Here is a 17,162-nt window from a genome sequence, read left to right as displayed (position 1 = left end):
AGCAGGTTACTGTGCCCTGCTATTTTTAGATTTTATTATAAACTGTCTCCTAAATCTTCCCTGAACTTTGCCAATAGTTGTTGCGGCCAGTCGTTTACAGGCTCAAGCCCACCCATAAAAAAGCGTAGTACAGGTGGTTCGTATACAAATTTTAATCCTCCTATCAGGCGGCGGTTTTCATAAAGCCAGGTCAGACGGTCCTCGACATATTTTATCTGCGATAATGTAAACACACGGCGTGGAACAGCCAATCTCAGTAATTCCATATCCGCATAGGTTTCATTGCCATATTCATCACGTTGATTTGAAACCGATCCCCGCTCCATACCACGCACACCCGATATCAGGAAGAAAGCAGCAGCCAAAGCTCCGGCGGGATATTCTGCTTGTGGAATATGAGAACAGATTTCCATCGCATTCACATGGCAACCCAACACTCCCGCTGGAGTTACCACAGGAATTCCTTTCTGTTCGAGACTATTGACCAAGTATGCTATAAACTGTGGACTCTGGCATATCATCGTTTCGTCCAGTGTTTCATACAAGCCCACCGCTATCGCTTCTATTTCACGTACCGACATGCCTCCGTATGTAAGGAAACCTTCAAACAAAGGCACCAATGGTTCCAATTCTTTAAAGATAACATAGTCGTTTGTACAAATACCACCACCCCGCGACGAACTGAGTTTTCGGGCAGAAAAATATACCAAATCAGCCAGACCGGTCATTGCAAGTAGAATTTCAGCCATCGTACTATTCTTAAATTCGTCTTCACGTTGTTTTATCAGATACGCATTTTCACCTATTAAGCTGGCATCCAAAACCAGACGTATTTTATATTTATCAGCAATAGCGCGAACTCCACGCAGATTTTCCATAGAGAACGGCTGACCTCCTATCAAATTGGTAGAAGCTTCCATCCTTATATAAGGAATCTTCGATGCACCATGCCTGTTGATACATTGTTCCAGTTTTTCGAGATTCATATTTCCCTTGAACGGGTGCTTACTGTTGATAACATAAGCCTCGTCATACAACAGCTCTTCTATTTTTCCGCCATATTGGGTAATATGTGCCATGGCAGTAGTGAAGTGGTAGTTCATAGGGACAACACTCCCTTGGCGGATATAGGCGTTGGAAATAATATTTTCGGCTGCCCGCCCCTGATGAACAGGAAGTAAGTATTTCTTCCCCAGTACGTCCTCCACTGCTTTTTGATAGCGAACAAAACTTTGAGAACCAGCATAAGCATCATCGGCTATCATCATAGCCCCCATCTGACGATCACTCATGGCATTAGTGCCACTATCGGTAAGCATATCCAGAAATACATCTTTGGTATCGAGCCTGAATGTATTAAACCCGGCTTCATATAATGCCTCCAAACGGCGTTCGATAGGAACTAAATTTAATTTTTGTACGACACGTACTTTGTGCTGTTCCAGCGGAATATCCTCTCCACTGTAAAATTTAATTTTCGCGGAATTGTCTGACATGATATTAGTTTACATTAATGTTAAAAATAGAAGGTGCAAGTTATAAATAAATCTTCCAATAAGCAACATAAGCTATTGAAATAAACCCTTTTTGTAAAGTAATATACAATTCTATTGACAAAAAGAAAGTATCTTTTCTGTAATTTTAATCGCTTCGACCGCCTCTTTTACGTCATGTACCCGAAGGATATTCGCCCCGTTCCGCAAAGCGAAAGTATTTAAAATAGTAGTTCCGTTAAGGCTTTCCGCCGGAGTGGTTTCCAAAAATCCGGAGATCATTTTCTTTCGTGAAATTCCCACCAATAAAGGTTTCTCGAATATAGAAAAGCCATTAAGAGAAGCCATCAATTCGTAGTTTTGATCGAGAGTTTTACTAAACCCAAATCCCGGATCAACGATGATATCATTTACTCCAAGCAAATGAAGTTCAGCTATCTTTTTGGAAAAGTAATAAAAAATATCCTGTATTAGATTGTCATAACCGGTAAGGGAAGCCATCGTCTGCGGAGTTCCGCGCATATGCATCAACACATAAGGGACATTGAGCTCCGCCACCGTTTTGAACATCTCCTTATCTATCTCCCCTCCCGAAATATCGTTAATAATAGCAACACCATGTTCTTCGACACAAAAACGGGCGACATCGCTATAGAACGTATCTACCGAGAGAATAGCCTCCGGAAACTCACGATTGATCACAGAAAGCGCAAACTTCAGCCGCTCTGTTTCTTCTTTTGCGGATAGTAACGTAGAAGTAGGGCGGGTAGATTGTCCGCCTATATCTATAATGGTTCCGCCCTGGTTTAGTATCTCGTTTACACGGTCTATTATTTGCTGTTCCGTTTCCTTACGGCTCCCTTCGAAAAAGGAATCGGGAGTGACATTCAATATTCCCATTACAACAGGAGTAGAAAGATCGAGCAATTCGCCTTTAATATTAATTGTTTTCATATTCATTTTTTTCCAAACCAGTTATTCAGATCCTCTAAGCTAAATACTTTTTTCAATTTATAAAACGAGTATAATAAAGATATAAACAGAACCGCCGAACCAAAAATCCATGTATTGACCTCCTTTGTATGCGATATATAGAAAGCAACACATATCAGAGTAAGACCGATTGTAATCATTATCATAATTTCCTTGCTCCATATGAATCCGGATATACGCCATCCGATCAGAACGATTAACGGCAGATAAATCATATACGCTATCAAATACCCGATACCTACAGCGTCGAGTCCGTATTGCGGAAACAAGAAATAGCTAACGGCAAGATAAGAGATATAGAACACTACTTCTGAAAAGAGAAACAGTAAGCCTTTTTTCTTAGCGAGTATAATGAAAGCAACAGGCCAGCTTAAGAGCTTCAAAACGCTTCCCAGAACCTGCCATTGAAGTATATTTTCAGCATTGGCAAATTTTGTAGAATACAATACGGATAAGGCGAACTCTGAAAAGAGAAGCATTCCGATAATAACCGGAACAGAAATAACCAGCACAACATAAGTCTGTTCGTTTACCAATTTCTTTATTTCTGTTTTCTTTTCGGCAATAGAAGACAGACGGGGAAAAAAATCCGCCCCCATCGATTTAAGGATAAGTCCGAGATAAACAGCAGTTATAGTCCATGCCGACTGAAACAAACCCGCCGCTTCTACGTTCAGGCTCCGGGAAATATACGCCCGTACGAGGAACATACCGGCCGTACTTATTATTCCCGAAATCACAATGAATATTCCCAATTTCAAGGTACTTAATCCAGCCTCAAGGACTTCTTTTCTTGGTATTTTTATAAGTCTTACATTCAGCTTTTTGTAATAAAACTCAACAAAGAAATAGAGTACCAGGCCGGTAGTAATAAAAGCCGGCACAATACCTTTTAATCCCAGAATATAATACAAGGGCAAAGCGATAAACAGTCCGACAAGGCTTCCCCAGACTTCATATTGAGCCATGTAAGAGACTTTACGCATACCTTGAATATTAACAGATCTTCCGGTTGTTAATATCGCAAGAAAAACAGGTATGGAAAGAAGCACTATTGGCAACACATACTTATCAGTACCAAAAGCCCAGATACTTATTGGACGGCAAAATGCAAGACATGCGGTTAGCCCAAGAAAGGCTGCGACAAGAAACCACCAATTGAGCCTATAGATAGTTTTTCCTAACAGGGTTTTATCCTCTAAACTATTGGCGGCAGCGATTTCGCGGACACCCCCGGTATCCAGGCCCAGCCCACAACCGGTGCGGAGCATATCCACGATGGATTGATATATACCTATAATTCCCACACCAGCCGGACCTAACAAAAGAGCTATCGCCTTAGCCCGTACGATGCCAATAATAATAACCAGCACTTGCGATCCACCAAAAATACTGGTCGATTTGAGAATCTGACTATATGAGGTCTCTTTTTTCAAGATTATAATTTTATAACTGCAAATCTATCATTTTTAATGCGAATAGAATCGTACAATCCTATTAAAATAAACCTCAGCTCTTTTTAAACAACAAAAGGCTACCTTTCGGCAGCCCCTTGCTCACTATACTTTAAATTCTTCCTTATTGAAGCCTTTTCAAGCGATAAAGCAATTGTTGTATTGCTTCTTGATAGTCATCGATAATGGCCTGTGTAAAAGCTTCCGCGAATAACTCTCTTTGGCTTTCTGTATAGCTGAAGAATGCTTCAGCATGTTTGACAATGTCGCTTGGATTTTTTGTCTCAGGAATAACGATCTCCAAATCACCCTTAACGGCATATGAAGTTTCCACTAAACGATCTGTTACATCTAACAGATCTTCCAGAGCCTGATCCAAAGCAATGTGCTGTGAATAACTCCCTTTTCCTGTTATATGCCAATGATATAGTTTCAAACTGTTGTTGAAAGAAAATATCTTTCCAATAAATGTTGCAATTTCTGCATTTAGTGTCGCAGATTTCTGTTCTTTTAACGTTGATGTAGACATAATTTTGATAGTTTTTATTTATTAATATTATTTTTATATAGACAAATCTAATACAATAAACATTCCTATCCAAATGAAAATGATCGAATGTTTATATCACAAGATAGATATCTTTTATTGTGTTGATTTATTATTTTAACAATTTAAAAAGCTTTTTGTTTAAATGAAATTGCCAATCCGGAAGAACAAAGGCATAAACAGGGGTTCTTTTTATCTATAAATACAGTGGTAATTTGAAAATTAGCGAATTTGAAAATTTGAAAATGGCGCGAAGCGATAATAACAGTCAACAGTTAGCAGTCAACAGTCAACAATGGCGCGAAGCGGCAAAGGCTATAAGCTAATGGCTAATTTACTGTAGAAGTTTGTTACATTTTAGTTAAAAAGTTACGAGTAGACGAGATACAAGGTACAAGTTGTTGACTGTTGACTGCTGACTGTTCACTGTAGAGTTTGTTACTTTTTAGTTAAATTCTGGTTTGTCATGCTGACGACAGGAAGCATCTTCTGTTTCTCGGGGATTTGGATCCTTCCCTACGGTCAGGATGACAAAGAGGATACGATGTTTAATTTGAAAATTAGCGAATTTGAGAATTTGAAAATGAGTGTGGAAAATGTTACTTTTTAGTTAAAAGGCAGAGGTCAAAGTAATAGTTTGTTGACTGTTGACTGCTAACTGTTGACTGTAGAGGTTTGTTACATTTTAGTTAAAAGTGACGAGTAGACGAGATACAAGGTACAAGTTGTTGACTGTTCACTTACTACTGACTACTAACTACTGTTCACTGTTTATTCCGGCAGAAATAAATTTTTGATGGTTTGCCCTGTCATACTTAGCATTTTACAATATTTTATTATACTTTTGTAGCCACTTTAATATATCGTTTTATGACAAGAAGGGTTAGGGTACGGTTTGCCCCCAGTCCGACAGGGCCTTTACATATAGGCGGCGTACGTACGGCGCTATACAACTATCTCTTTGCAAAAAAGCATAATGGAGATTTTGTATTGCGAATTGAAGATACAGACTCCCAGCGTTTTGTTCCGGGAGCAGAAGAATATATCATAGAAGCCTTTACCTGGTTGGGACTACAGTTTGATGAGGGTACACATCTGGGCGGTCCTTATGCCCCATATCGCCAATCGGACAGAAAAGAAATTTACAAGAAGTATGTAGACATGCTGCTCGAAAAAGGAGCTGCTTATATAGCTTTTGATACCCCTGAGGAACTCGAAGCAAAACGGAAAACCATCGATAATTTCCAATATGACGCATCCACTCGCGAAGGAATGCGCAACTCGTTAACCCTAAGCAAGGATGAAGTCGATAGCCTTATAAATGCAGGGCAACAATATGTTATCCGGTTCAAGATAGAAGCAAATCAGGATGTAATAGTGAATGATGCCATACGGAGTGAAGTAAAGTACAATTCATCTGTATTAGACGACAAAGTCTTATATAAATCAGCAGATAACCTGCCAACTTACCACCTGGCAAATATCGTAGATGATCACCTGATGGAAATTACCCATGTAATACGAGGTGAAGAGTGGCTTCCTTCGGCGCCTCTGCATGTATTGCTATATCGTGCTTTCGGTTGGGAAGATACGATGCCTCAGTTTGCACACCTTCCTTTACTATTAAAGCCTGAAGGAAACGGAAAACTGAGTAAGCGTGACGGCGACCGTCTTGGCTTTCCGGTCTTCCCATTGGAATGGAAAGATCCCAAAACCGGAGAAATATCATCGGGATACCGTGAAAGCGGTTATCTGCCCGAAGCTGTCATAAACTTTTTGGCTCTCTTAGGATGGAACCCGGGTAACGATCAGGAAATAATCCCGATGGACGAACTGATACAGTTGTTCTCTTTGGAAAAATGCAGCAAAAGCGGGGCTAAATTCGATTACGAAAAAGGTAAGTGGTTTAATCACCAGTATATACAATTAAAATCGAATGAAGAAATAGCTAAACTCTACTATCCTCTTTTAGAAGAAAAAGGAATAGATGTTTGCCTCGAATATACAGAAGCCGTTGTTGGTCTTGTAAAGGAACGTGTAAATTTTGTGCAAGAACTGTGGGATCAGTCGTTTTTCTTTTTCGAAGCGCCTGTATCATATGATGAAAAGGTAGTAAAAAAGCGCTGGAAAGAAGAATCACCTGCGCAACTATCAGAATTGATCGGAATATTGAAGCAGATAGAAGATTTTTCAGCTCACAATCAGGAGGAAATCGTAAAGAGCTGGATAGAAAACAAAGGTTATCACCTGGGAAATATAATGAATGCTTTTCGTTTAGCCGTAGTAGGAGAATCTAAAGGTCCACACATGTTCGATATTACTGCTACTATCGGTAAAGACGAAACTATCAGCCGCCTAAACAAAGCGATTAGAGACATCAAATTGTAAGAAACATGGTATTGTATAATTTTGCCATATATCTATATGCGTTCATTGTACGCATAATATCGCCTTTTCACAAAAAGGCAAAAAAAATGATTACCGGGCACAAAAAAACTTATTCCATATTACGGGAAAAAGTAGATCCAAATGCCCGTTACATATGGTTTCATGCGGCTTCCTTAGGTGAGTTTGAACAAGGCCGGCCGATCATTGAAGCGATAAAACAAAATCATCCTGAGTATAAAATATTACTAACTTTCTTTTCCCCTTCGGGCTACGAAATAAGAAAAGATTATCCGATGGCAGACATTGTCTGCTACCTCCCTTTCGATAAAAAAAGAAATGTAAAAAAATTCTTAAAGCTCGTACAACCTGAAAAAGCTGTTTTCATCAAATATGAGTTTTGGTATAACTTCGTAAACCAGCTGAATAAGAGAGACATCCCTGTCTATATTGTTTCAGCTATATTTCGCGAATCACAAATATTCTTCAGGTGGTACGGAAAAGATATGAGGGGATTACTGAAAAAATATAAATCGATCTGCGTACAGGATGAAAACTCAGTGAAGCTACTAAATGGCATAGGAGTCACAAATACTGTTGTATGTGGCGACACCCGGTTCGACAGGGTAGGCGACATTCAGAAGCAAGCGAAGCAATTGAATATAGTTGAATATTTTGTTCGAAAGGCAAGCAGCGAAAACGAACAGACTTTAGTTGCCGGAAGTACATGGCCTAAAGATGAAGATATACTCATACCTTTCTTCAACAGCACCCCGTCCTTAAAATTAATAATAGCGCCACATGAAGTAGATGAAGCGCATCTGAAATATTTGGAAGGCCTTTTACAGCGTCCTCATATCCGCTATTCAAAAGCCATTCCGGAAATGATGGAAGATTATGATTGCCTTATTATAGATAACTTCGGGCTCTTATCGTCCATATACGGGTACGGACAAATAGCATATATCGGAGGAGGGTTCGGAGCGGGAATACACAATGTGCTCGAAGCGGCAGTATATAATATCCCTGTCATATTCGGTCCCAACTTCAAAAAATTCCTTGAAGCACAGCAGCTTATAGAACAAGGAGGCGGATATTCCATATCCGACTACCAGGCTTTCAGGGGACTCATGGATGAGTTTCTGCATTACGACGATATTTTGAAGGCTGCCGGCGCCCATGCAGGCAACTATGTGCGTTCCAACATGGGAGTTGTTCATCGTGTGATGGATATTCTGGGCTTATAGTCACCCTTTTATCAAGATTTTTATATTCTATTAAAAATAAACTTGTAGATTTGTATTTTAAAACCATATACTTATGGGTCAAATAGACAAGATTAAAGAAATTGGGCAAAGGATAAAAATTCCTACTCCTGTATTCTTTATCCTTACTATTATAATTATAATGTTTTTTTTGCCACGCGAAGGCAAATACAGGTATTCGTACGCGGAAAACAGACCTTGGCAATATGGACTGCTAACAGCGCCTTTCAAATTTCACATACATAAATCTGAAGCACAAATACAGCAGGAAAAAGACAGCATTATGCATACATACCTGCCTTACTACAAAACAAATGTTGCCACTTCGAGAAAATCCTCGACACAATTTCAGTCGGATGCTAAAGCGAAAAGTGTTCCGGATCAATACATAAGCTATATTACAAGAAAGCTTAACGAAGTCTATAAGGCCGGAATAATATCCCCTGGAGATTACGAGAAAATACAACAGTTGCCCAAAAAACAACTACTCCTTAGCGAAAACAACAGTAACATTGTAAATTCGAGATATCTGGCCTCATTTTATACTCCAAAACAAGCATATGAGAAAATTATAGATGACGCGCCTCCTTATATAGATATAAAACATCTTCAATCGATAAACTTAAATGACTATCTGGAAGTTAATATCAACTACGATGAAGATAGATCGTCCAACGATAAAAAAGACAGGCTCCAACAAATCCCTTTGTATGAAGGAGAAGTACAATATGGTGAAAAAATTGTAGACAAAGGGGAAATTATCGATGCCCGTCTAAAAAATATACTTGACTCCTATACCAGCGAAGCCGCGGATAAAGTGGGAACAAAAGCTAAACCGGGATGGCTCATGTTCGGAGAATTAGTTATGATAACTGTTTTCATAATGGCCTTAATGGTTTATCTGATGTTTTACCGGATAGAAGAATATCGAAATAGAAGAAACGTAATATTCATACTGCTCATAGTCTGTATATTTTCGGTCATAACAGGGCTTATGGCTGACACCAAAATGTTCATGCTAATATATCTCGTGCCGTTTGCAGTACCTACAATTCTCATTTGGACATTCATCGATTCAAGAACTGCAATGACCTCTCACCTCACTATAGTAATGATCTGCGCCCTTATGCTTCCGATGGGACAAATGGCTCAATTCATTATCTTGCAGGTTTTTGTGGGATTTATGTGTGTTTTCAGTCTGAAGAACCTATCCGAACGGTCACAACTGGTATATTGCGCCCTACTCATACTACTTACTTATATAATCACTTATACTGCCTGGATATTATGTACCGACGGAGATATATCCCTTATACGGGAAAATTGGCGGATGTACCTGTATTTTTGTATCAATTTTGTATTCGTTACTTTTGCCTACCTGTTAGTCTACATGTGTGAACGCATTTTCGGGTTTATATCCGAGGTAAGTATGATAGAGTTATCAAATACCAACAGGCCTCTGTTACAACAATTATCCGAAGTTGCACCCGGAACATTTCAGCATTCCATGCAAGTCTCTACGCTAGTAGTTTCTGCCGCTCATCGCATAGGAGCAAATGCTACATTAGTACGCACAGGAGCTCTCTATCACGATATAGGCAAAATGGTGAATCCTATTTTCTTTACAGAAAATCAAATAGAAGGATTTAATCCGCATGCCGGGCTTTCTGAGAAAGAAAGCGCCCGTATTATTATCGATCATGTGGCAGAAGGGGTAAAAATAGCCAAAAAGCATAATTTACCTCAACAGGTTATTGATTTTATTGAAACCCACCATGGAAAGGGGAAAGCCAAATATTTCTATAATTCGTATGTAAATCGCCATCCGGAAGAAGAAGTTGACGAAGCAGATTTCACATATCCGGGTCCGAATCCATTTACACGCGAAACAGCTATACTAATGATGGCGGACACGGTTGAAGCAGCCTCCAGAAGCTTAAAAGACGTAAGTAGAGAATCTATCACCGAATTAGTTAACAGGCTTATTGACGGGCAACTGAGTGATGGCTTATTCCGAAATGCTCCTATCACTTTCAAGGATATAGAAATTGTGAAAGAGGTCTTTTGCGAAAAGCTGATTAGCATGAATCATATGCGCATCGCTTATCCCGAATTAAAAAAACAAATAGGTGCCGACAGTGAGCCACACATTGAATAGTAGATATTCACATCTTAAATATAAAAGAGCATATATGAGAAATTTATTTGTATTATCAGTATTCTTATTGATGGCATTGGGTAGTTATGCCCAGGGTTATGAATTTACAACAGTCAAGGAAAACCCAATAACATCTATTAAAAATCAGGGAAACAGCGGTACCTGCTGGAGTTTTTCCGGAGTAGCATTCCTTGAGTCGGAACTTCTTCGTATGAACAAAGGAGAATACGACCTTTCAGAAATGTACATCGTTCGCCGTAATTATGCCGATAAAGCAGAGAAATACGTGAGAGTTGGCGGCAACCTTAATTTTGCACAAGGCGGATCATTTGCCGATGTAGTAGAAACTCTGAACGAATACGGAGTTGTTCCAAATGAAGCGTACACCGGACTCAACTATGGCGAGACAACACATAAGCACGGAGAAGTAGAAGCCGGACTTTCAGGTTATGTGAAAGGAATTGCTGCTAACAAAAACAGAAAACTATCGCCTGTTTGGGCAACCGGGTTAAATGGGATTCTTGATGCTTACTTCGGAGCATTTCCTCACGAATTCCAATATCAAGGGAAGAAATCAACCCCTCAATCGTTAGCTCAGTCATTAGGATTGGATAGTAAAAACTATATTTCGATCACTTCGTTTACGCACCACCCTTTCTATGCACCGTTTGCATTGGAAATTCCGGACAACTGGCGCTGGTCTCCATCGTATAATGTTCCGGTAGACGAAATGATGCAGGTAATCGATAACGCTCTTAATAATGGTTATACAGTTGCTTGGGCTACAGATGTAAGCGAAATCGGATTTACCCGCAATGGCATAGCCGTTATCCTCGACGAAGAAGCTCCTGAAAATGTAGGTTCCGATCAGGCTCATTGGTTAGGATTACCACAAGCGGAAAAGAACAGCCGCCTCAAAACTCAAGCCGATCAAGGTCCGGTAAAAGAAAAATCTATTACACAAGAAATGCGCCAGATAGCCTTCGATAATCAGGAAACGACAGACGATCACGGAATGCAAATATATGGTATCGCAAAAGACCAAAATGGGACAAAATATTATCTGGTAAAAAATTCTTGGGGAGAAACCGGAAAATACAAAGGTATATGGTATGCTTCAGAAGCTTTTGTTAAATACAAAACAATGAGTATCATGATAAATAAAGGTGGAGTTCCTGCTGCTATTGCAAAGAAATTAGGTCTGTAATGTAACTTTAACTCGATAATAAAAAAAGCCGCTCGGAACACCAAGCGGCTTTTCTATTTTATATATTTTCTTCTTATTTCTTCTCGATATAATCTTCAACAATAGCCTGAGTAAGACCCATGTTTGAAAATCCTCCGTCATGGAAAAGATTTTGCATCGTTACTTTACGGGTATAGTCTGAGAACATCATAATACAGTAATCGGCGCACTCGTCCGAATCCGCGTTTCCGAGCGGAGACATTTTTTCCGCGAAATCAAGGAATGCATTCATACCTCCGATACCTTGCCCGGCCGTAGTCAGCGTGGGCGACTGGGATACAGTGTTTACGCGCACACCTTTATCGCGGCCATAAACATATCCAAAGCTACGGGTAATCGATTCCAGCAAAGCCTTAGCATCTGCCATATCATTGTACCCGGTGAAAGTACGTTGTGCGGCAATGTGAGTAAGAGCTAAAAGAGATCCGCCTTCCGAAATAGCATCCATCTTCTTCGCCACCTGCATCATTTTGTGAAATGAAGTAGCAGAAATATTCAAAGTACGGTCGTAAAACTCATAGTTCAGATCATCATAATCTCTTTTATGACGCATGTTCATCGACATACCGATAGAGTGAAGAACAAAATCTATCTTTCCTCCCAAAACTTCCATCGACTCGGTAAATACTCTTTCCAGATCTTCTACGCTGGTAGCATCTGCCGCGATAATTTTTGCATTTAATTTTTCACCCAGAGCATTTGTTTCTCCCATTCTTACTGCTACAGGCGTATTTGATAGTGTGATAGTAGCACCTTGTTCTACGGCTTTTTCAGCCACTTTCCAGGCGATAGATTTGTCGTTCAGGGCACCGAAGACAATACCTCTCTTACCTTTTAATAAATTGTTATTCATTTCCTATTTTATTGTTTATTTAAAATAATCGCACAAAAGTAGTAAAAATGTGCAATAATTAAAGGCTTTGTCAAAAAAATATAGATATAGAGGTTATCTATAACGGGCTTTTCATATAAAGTTATATGTTTAAAAATGATCTACTACTTTTTATAAACAGTTTGCAGGCGTTTATTGTTGTCTATCTCAAGATTTAGTACATATTCAGAAATCTCTTTCTTCTTTTTTTGGTCAGTATAGTTTTTTTCTTCTTTTACAGGGAGTGTTATGAAATAAATTCCTTTGTTATCTACAATAGCTTCAATGGAATCAGCTACCGGAGTATAAGAAATGCTTCGTATCTTGTTTTTCTTAAACTCCGATTTGATGGACTCAATAATATTTTTGGAGGATTGATTCTGCGCGTCATAAAATTCAGCCAATGTGGGAAGCATTCTCTTCGCTAAATCTTTTTCATTTGTATCAGACAATGATTTGAAAAAACCGGCGATTTCCTTTTTTATCCGGGTGAGTTCTTCTCCCTCTACAGGCCTCAACTGGCTCAGATAGTCATATCTTTCTTGGGCTTTTGTCTGATGTTCGCCGACGAAACGACCTATTTTTATATTTTCGAGATAAGCAAGATAACTGTCGGCAGTATTATCGCTTATAGTCTTCAGCCAACTAAGAGAATCTATTGAATGGCGAATTTCTCTTACATAAGGAGTTTCGGGGTGATCGGTCAGGAAAGAAAACAAGGCATCTACATCGTTTGTTTCGCGAAGTTTCTCCCATTCCTTCTGCTCTTCCTCGCGTAATTCAACTATTTTAGATCTGGCTTCTTCGCCAAACCTTCCGTCAGGATATTGTAGTAAATATTTAGAATAACCCTGTGGGGTATTTTCGTCTATACACTGATTCCAATAGCTAACTTCAGTCTCTTTAGCTTTTTTATCTTGCAGATAATAATAGGTTCCAGCGCCACCAATAAGTAAAATCAGAATAAGCCCGGCTACCAAAAAGAATCTGCCCTTCTTGTTTCCCTTGTCAACGGAAAGAGACTTTTCGTCATATACATCTGGTTCTTTTTCAAGCATTTCCGGTGAAGAAATTATTTCTTCCTGTTCCTGAATATCCTCATTATACTCCCGAACCAAGAATTCTTCAGAATATGAATCCTGAGCTATTTCCTGACAATCGCGGCAAAATACTTCTTCTCCGGTCGTATTTTTTCCACATAACGGGCATTTTCTAGTATCGTTCCCGGACATACTGTTCCATATTACTTTTCAGAAGATATAACAACTATCTGCATTCCTTGTTTTTGTTATCCCAAGATAATTTCTAAATTTGGGAAGTTTATAGTTCCACCACTAAATTACAGAACTTTTTTGAATAAAAGCTGTTTTTATCAAATATACGAATAACCGAACCTGAAATAAAATGGATACAATTGCCATCATCGAAAAATGTTATAAAAAGAACACCGAACTCTACGATATATTAATCAGTCACAGTACAGATGTTACAAACAAAGCTGTTTCCATATCCAAAAATCATCCTGAACTGAATATAGACATTGACTTTGTAAAAGAGGCCGCGATGCTCCATGACATTGGTATTTTTCTAACGCATGCCCCGTCTATCAAATGCTACGGCATGCACGACTACATTTGTCATGGTTATTTAGGACGAGATATATTAGACAGATTAGGTTATCCGAAACATGCCTTAGTATGTGAAAGACATACGGGAACAGGACTCACCCTAAAACAAATAGTTGAAGAAAATCTGCCTCTTCCGCACCGCGAAATGGTACCTGTTAGCATAGAGGAGCAAATAATTTGCTTCGCCGATTGTTTTTATTCTAAAACTCGCTTAGGAGAGGAAAAAAGTGTTGAGCGAATAAGAAAAAGTATTTCCAGGCATGGAAGAAAATCGGTGGAACAGTTTGATAAGTGGTGTGAGATGTTTTTGTGAAAAAAGATTATTTTTATCTACTTTCTGTAATAATTCGCGCAATAAAGCTATGACAAAATTATCTTTGCACCCGAAAGTATGAATAGTTGGAAGAGGACATTCGCGATAATATGGTCGGGGCAGTTTTTCTCTATGCTCAGCAGCTCTATTGTAGGGTTTGCAGTCGTCTTTTGGCTGACCATGAAAACAGGTTCGGCCGAAGTATTAGCAATGGCTATGCTGGCTACCCTGTTACCTTTTATCGTTTTAGGACTTTTTACCGGCGTATTTGTTGACCGATGGGATCGCCGTCGGACAATGATACTTGCCGACAGCTTTGTGGCATTTTGTTCAGCCGTTCTTGCCGTTCTATTCTTTTTCGAAAAAATAGAAGTGTGGGAAGTCTATATCCTTTTGGCTCTACGTTCTGCCGGAAGTGCATTCCATGCACCAGCCATGCAGGCATCGGTACCACTGCTTGCGCCCGAAAGCGAATTGATGCGTGTAGCAGGCATCAGTCAGATGATACAATCGGTCAGTAATATTGCAGGCCCGGCATTGGGCGCCATGCTTGTTGCTTTCTTCGATATGACATACGTAATGTTGCTGGATGTAGTGGGTGCTGTTATAGCCTGCACTTCACTCCTGTTTGTAACAATCCCGAATCCCGAAAAGAAAGAAGATGCAACCCCAAATATCTGGAGAGAAATAAAGGAAGGAGTCGGTTATATGTTTCATGACAGGGGCTTGTCATACTTGTTGATCTGTGTCGTTATTATTACTTTCTTTTTAGTGCCCACAGCAGCTTTGTACCCACTGTTAACCATCGGACATTTTGGAGGAAAAGCTTTTGAAATGGGTATTGTGGAAGTTATATGGGGAATAGGTATGCTGCTCGGAGGGGCTATCGTTAGCATCAAATTTATGAAGACGGTCAATAAGGTTGTTGTTATAAACCTTATGACTATTATTTTGGGCGTTGCTTTCTGGTTAATGGGTTTACTTCCATCCTCGGCATTCATTATCTTCGTAGTTATCACCGGTATAACCGGACTGACAGGAGCTATATACTGGAGCACTTTTGTTGTTATTCTCCAAACAAAGATAGAGCCCGCTGCCCTTGGCCGTGTTTTTTCTATTTACGACAGTATCAGCTTGCTACCGTCCATTCCCGGTCTACTGGCAACAGGATTTATAGCCGACGGGATAGGCTTGCTTAACGCTTTTATAATCGCGGGAATATCTATGGTAGCTGTAGGTGCGTTTGCCTTTTTCGTTCCGTCTATAACCAGACTGGGACATACAACCAAAGGAAAAGGGGCGGAGGAAGAAAGTGTTCAAGAAAAGGCATAAGAGTTTTCGCTTTATTCCAAAAGTTTATATCTTTGTGCTCCTGTAATTTGAATATAAACAACAATATACAATATGTTTGAAAGTCTAAGTAATAGATTAGAACGCTCGTTTAAAATTCTGAAAGGTGAAGGCAAAATCACCGAGATAAATGTAGCGGAAACACTGAAAGACGTACGCCGGGCATTGTTAGATGCCGACGTAAACTACAAAACAGCCAAGCAATTTACCGAAACCGTAAAGGAAAAAGCTCTCGGACAGAACGTACTAACTGCCGTGAGACCGGAGCAATTAATGGTGAAGATCGTTCACGACGAGTTGGCTACCCTGATGGGAGGAACAGCTACGGATATCGATCTGAAAGGTTCTCCGGCCATCATCCTTATGTCGGGACTTCAGGGTTCGGGTAAAACCACTTTCTCAGGGAAGTTGGCCAAAATGCTTAAATCTAAAAAGGGAAAAAATCCGTTATTGGTAGCCGGAGACGTGTATCGCCCTGCCGCCATCGAGCAATTGAAAATACTAGGATCACAAATTGAAGTTCCTGTTTATTTCGAAGAAGGTAATAAGAACCCTGTTCAGATAGCACAAAATGCGATCAAACAGGCAAAACAGAATGGTCACGACCTGGTTATTATAGATACAGCGGGACGCCTGGCGATCGATGAAGAGATGATGAAAGAGATCACAGCAATAAAAGATGCCGTGAAACCAAACGAAATTCTCTTTGTAGTAGACTCCATGACGGGGCAAGATGCGGTTAATACAGCCAAAGAATTCAACGACAGGTTGAATTTTGACGGGGTTGTACTAACGAAGCTCGATGGTGATACCCGTGGTGGAGCTGCATTGTCTATCCGGTCGGTAGTCGACAAGCCAATCAAGTTTGTTGGTACAGGTGAGAAAATGGATGCATTGGATGTATTCCATCCTGAACGTATGGCTGACCGTATCTTGGGGATGGGCGATATCGTTTCACTCGTAGAAAGAGCACAAGAGCAATACGATGAAGAAGAAGCACGCCGTTTGCAAAAGAAAATCGCGAAGAACCAATTCGACTTCAACGATTTCATCGGGCAAATACAACAGATCAAGAAAATGGGTAACCTGAAAGATCTGGCATCAATGATTCCCGGCGTAGGTAAGGCCATCAAAGACATGGATATAGATGATGATGCTTTCAAAAGTATCGAAGCTATTATCTATTCGATGACTCCGAAGGAAAGAACAAGTCCGGAAATTCTGAATGGCAGTCGCCGTCAACGTATCGCAAAGGGTAGCGGAACATCTATACAGGAAGTAAACAAGCTAATCAAACAGTTTGACGAAACCCGTAAAATGATGAAAATGATGACCCAAATGAAGGGTGGTAAAATGCCAAAGATGAGAAGATAATTTTTACGATATTAAGTCAACTCAGATTTAATAAAAATAAGGAGCTACAATACCACGAGAGGCCGGAAGAAAAATCTCCCGGCCT

13 protein-coding genes are annotated in these 17,162 nt (G+C 39.8%); 7 read left to right on the top strand and 6 right to left on the bottom strand.

What is annotated here, in order from left to right; genetic code table 11:
* Nucleotides 1–35: 35 nt before the first annotated feature.
* The 4 genes from ACYPZI_RS04740 to ACYPZI_RS04725 all read right to left on the bottom strand — a co-directional run bounded on the left by ACYPZI_RS04740 (nucleotide 36) and on the right by ACYPZI_RS04725 (nucleotide 4,469).
* Nucleotides 36–1,496, bottom strand: coding sequence for a tryptophanase (locus tag ACYPZI_RS04740; RefSeq protein WP_459599133.1), 1,461 nt, complete (start codon nucleotides 1,494–1,496; stop codon nucleotides 36–38).
* 111 nt (nucleotides 1,497–1,607) lie between these two features.
* Complete coding sequence (folP, locus tag ACYPZI_RS04735) at nucleotides 1,608–2,447, bottom strand: dihydropteroate synthase (RefSeq protein ID WP_459599131.1); 840 nt, start codon at nucleotides 2,445–2,447, stop codon at nucleotides 1,608–1,610.
* Nucleotides 2,448–2,449: 2 nt separating this feature from the next.
* Nucleotides 2,450–3,922, bottom strand: a complete 1,473-nt coding sequence (locus ACYPZI_RS04730; protein ID WP_459599129.1) for an O-antigen translocase — start codon at nucleotides 3,920–3,922, stop codon at nucleotides 2,450–2,452.
* A 142-nt stretch (nucleotides 3,923–4,064) separates the two neighbouring features.
* Nucleotides 4,065–4,469 carry a DUF5856 family protein gene (locus tag ACYPZI_RS04725; RefSeq protein WP_459599127.1) on the bottom strand — a complete coding sequence of 135 codons (405 nt, stop codon included), beginning with the start codon at nucleotides 4,467–4,469 and terminating at the stop codon, nucleotides 4,065–4,067.
* A gap of 888 nt (nucleotides 4,470–5,357) precedes the next feature.
* Here ACYPZI_RS04725 and gltX point away from each other — a divergent pair.
* The 4 genes from gltX to ACYPZI_RS04705 all read left to right on the top strand — a co-directional run bounded on the left by gltX (nucleotide 5,358) and on the right by ACYPZI_RS04705 (nucleotide 11,502).
* Nucleotides 5,358–6,875, top strand: a complete 1,518-nt coding sequence (gene gltX / locus ACYPZI_RS04720; protein WP_459599125.1) for a glutamate--tRNA ligase — start codon at nucleotides 5,358–5,360, stop codon at nucleotides 6,873–6,875.
* A gap of 5 nt (nucleotides 6,876–6,880) precedes the next feature.
* Nucleotides 6,881–8,119 (top strand): 3-deoxy-D-manno-octulosonic acid transferase, encoded by a 1,239-nt coding sequence (locus ACYPZI_RS04715; RefSeq protein ID WP_459599123.1) that lies wholly within the window; start codon nucleotides 6,881–6,883, stop codon nucleotides 8,117–8,119.
* Between the two features lie 73 nt (nucleotides 8,120–8,192).
* Nucleotides 8,193–10,295, top strand: coding sequence for an HD family phosphohydrolase (locus ACYPZI_RS04710; RefSeq protein WP_459599121.1), 2,103 nt, complete (start codon nucleotides 8,193–8,195; stop codon nucleotides 10,293–10,295).
* Nucleotides 10,296–10,329: 34 nt separating this feature from the next.
* Nucleotides 10,330–11,502 (top strand): C1 family peptidase, encoded by a 1,173-nt coding sequence (locus tag ACYPZI_RS04705; protein WP_459599119.1) that lies wholly within the window; start codon nucleotides 10,330–10,332, stop codon nucleotides 11,500–11,502.
* A gap of 73 nt (nucleotides 11,503–11,575) precedes the next feature.
* Here the strand turns inward: ACYPZI_RS04705 and ACYPZI_RS04700 are convergent, their stop codons facing one another.
* Nucleotides 11,576–12,394 carry an enoyl-ACP reductase FabI gene (locus ACYPZI_RS04700; protein WP_459599117.1) on the bottom strand — a complete coding sequence of 273 codons (819 nt, stop codon included), beginning with the start codon at nucleotides 12,392–12,394 and terminating at the stop codon, nucleotides 11,576–11,578.
* A 143-nt stretch (nucleotides 12,395–12,537) separates the two neighbouring features.
* Complete coding sequence (locus ACYPZI_RS04695; protein WP_459599115.1) at nucleotides 12,538–13,644, bottom strand: hypothetical protein; 1,107 nt, start codon at nucleotides 13,642–13,644, stop codon at nucleotides 12,538–12,540.
* Nucleotides 13,645–13,816: 172 nt separating this feature from the next.
* Between ACYPZI_RS04695 and ACYPZI_RS04690 the strand changes: the two genes are divergently transcribed.
* The 3 genes from ACYPZI_RS04690 to ffh all read left to right on the top strand — a co-directional run bounded on the left by ACYPZI_RS04690 (nucleotide 13,817) and on the right by ffh (nucleotide 17,077).
* Nucleotides 13,817–14,353: an HD domain-containing protein gene (locus tag ACYPZI_RS04690; RefSeq protein ID WP_459599113.1), complete on the top strand. Its 537-nt coding sequence runs from the start codon at nucleotides 13,817–13,819 to the stop codon at nucleotides 14,351–14,353.
* A 78-nt stretch (nucleotides 14,354–14,431) separates the two neighbouring features.
* Nucleotides 14,432–15,685: an MFS transporter gene (locus ACYPZI_RS04685; protein ID WP_459599112.1), complete on the top strand. Its 1,254-nt coding sequence runs from the start codon at nucleotides 14,432–14,434 to the stop codon at nucleotides 15,683–15,685.
* A 72-nt stretch (nucleotides 15,686–15,757) separates the two neighbouring features.
* Nucleotides 15,758–17,077, top strand: coding sequence for a signal recognition particle protein (ffh, locus tag ACYPZI_RS04680; protein WP_459599110.1), 1,320 nt, complete (start codon nucleotides 15,758–15,760; stop codon nucleotides 17,075–17,077).
* Nucleotides 17,078–17,162: the final 85 nt, after the last annotated feature.

This window comes from Dysgonomonas reticulitermitis, from assembly GCF_054601275.1.
The sequence above is the reverse complement of the archived record's forward strand: the minus strand, read 5'-3'. Positions and strand labels throughout refer to the sequence as shown.

Bases quoted from the DNA above. Each gene is read 5' to 3' on its own strand.
- ACYPZI_RS04695 (WP_459599115.1), bottom strand. From the start codon at position 13,644: ATGTCCGGGAACGATACTAGAAAATGCCCGTTATGTGGAAAAAATACG.
- folP (WP_459599131.1), bottom strand. From the start codon at position 2,447: ATGAAAACAATTAATATTAAAGGCGAATTGCTCGATCTTTCTACTCCT.
- ACYPZI_RS04740 (WP_459599133.1), bottom strand. From the start codon at position 1,496: ATGTCAGACAATTCCGCGAAAATTAAATTTTACAGTGGAGAGGATATT.
- ACYPZI_RS04690 (WP_459599113.1), top strand. From the start codon at position 13,817: ATGGATACAATTGCCATCATCGAAAAATGTTATAAAAAGAACACCGAA.
- gltX (WP_459599125.1), top strand. From the start codon at position 5,358: ATGACAAGAAGGGTTAGGGTACGGTTTGCCCCCAGTCCGACAGGGCCT.
- ACYPZI_RS04715 (WP_459599123.1), top strand. From the start codon at position 6,881: ATGGTATTGTATAATTTTGCCATATATCTATATGCGTTCATTGTACGC.
- ACYPZI_RS04685 (WP_459599112.1), top strand. From the start codon at position 14,432: ATGAATAGTTGGAAGAGGACATTCGCGATAATATGGTCGGGGCAGTTT.
- ACYPZI_RS04700 (WP_459599117.1), bottom strand. From the start codon at position 12,394: ATGAATAACAATTTATTAAAAGGTAAGAGAGGTATTGTCTTCGGTGCC.
- ACYPZI_RS04725 (WP_459599127.1), bottom strand. From the start codon at position 4,469: ATGTCTACATCAACGTTAAAAGAACAGAAATCTGCGACACTAAATGCA.
- ACYPZI_RS04710 (WP_459599121.1), top strand. From the start codon at position 8,193: ATGGGTCAAATAGACAAGATTAAAGAAATTGGGCAAAGGATAAAAATT.
- ACYPZI_RS04705 (WP_459599119.1), top strand. From the start codon at position 10,330: ATGAGAAATTTATTTGTATTATCAGTATTCTTATTGATGGCATTGGGT.
- ffh (WP_459599110.1), top strand. From the start codon at position 15,758: ATGTTTGAAAGTCTAAGTAATAGATTAGAACGCTCGTTTAAAATTCTG.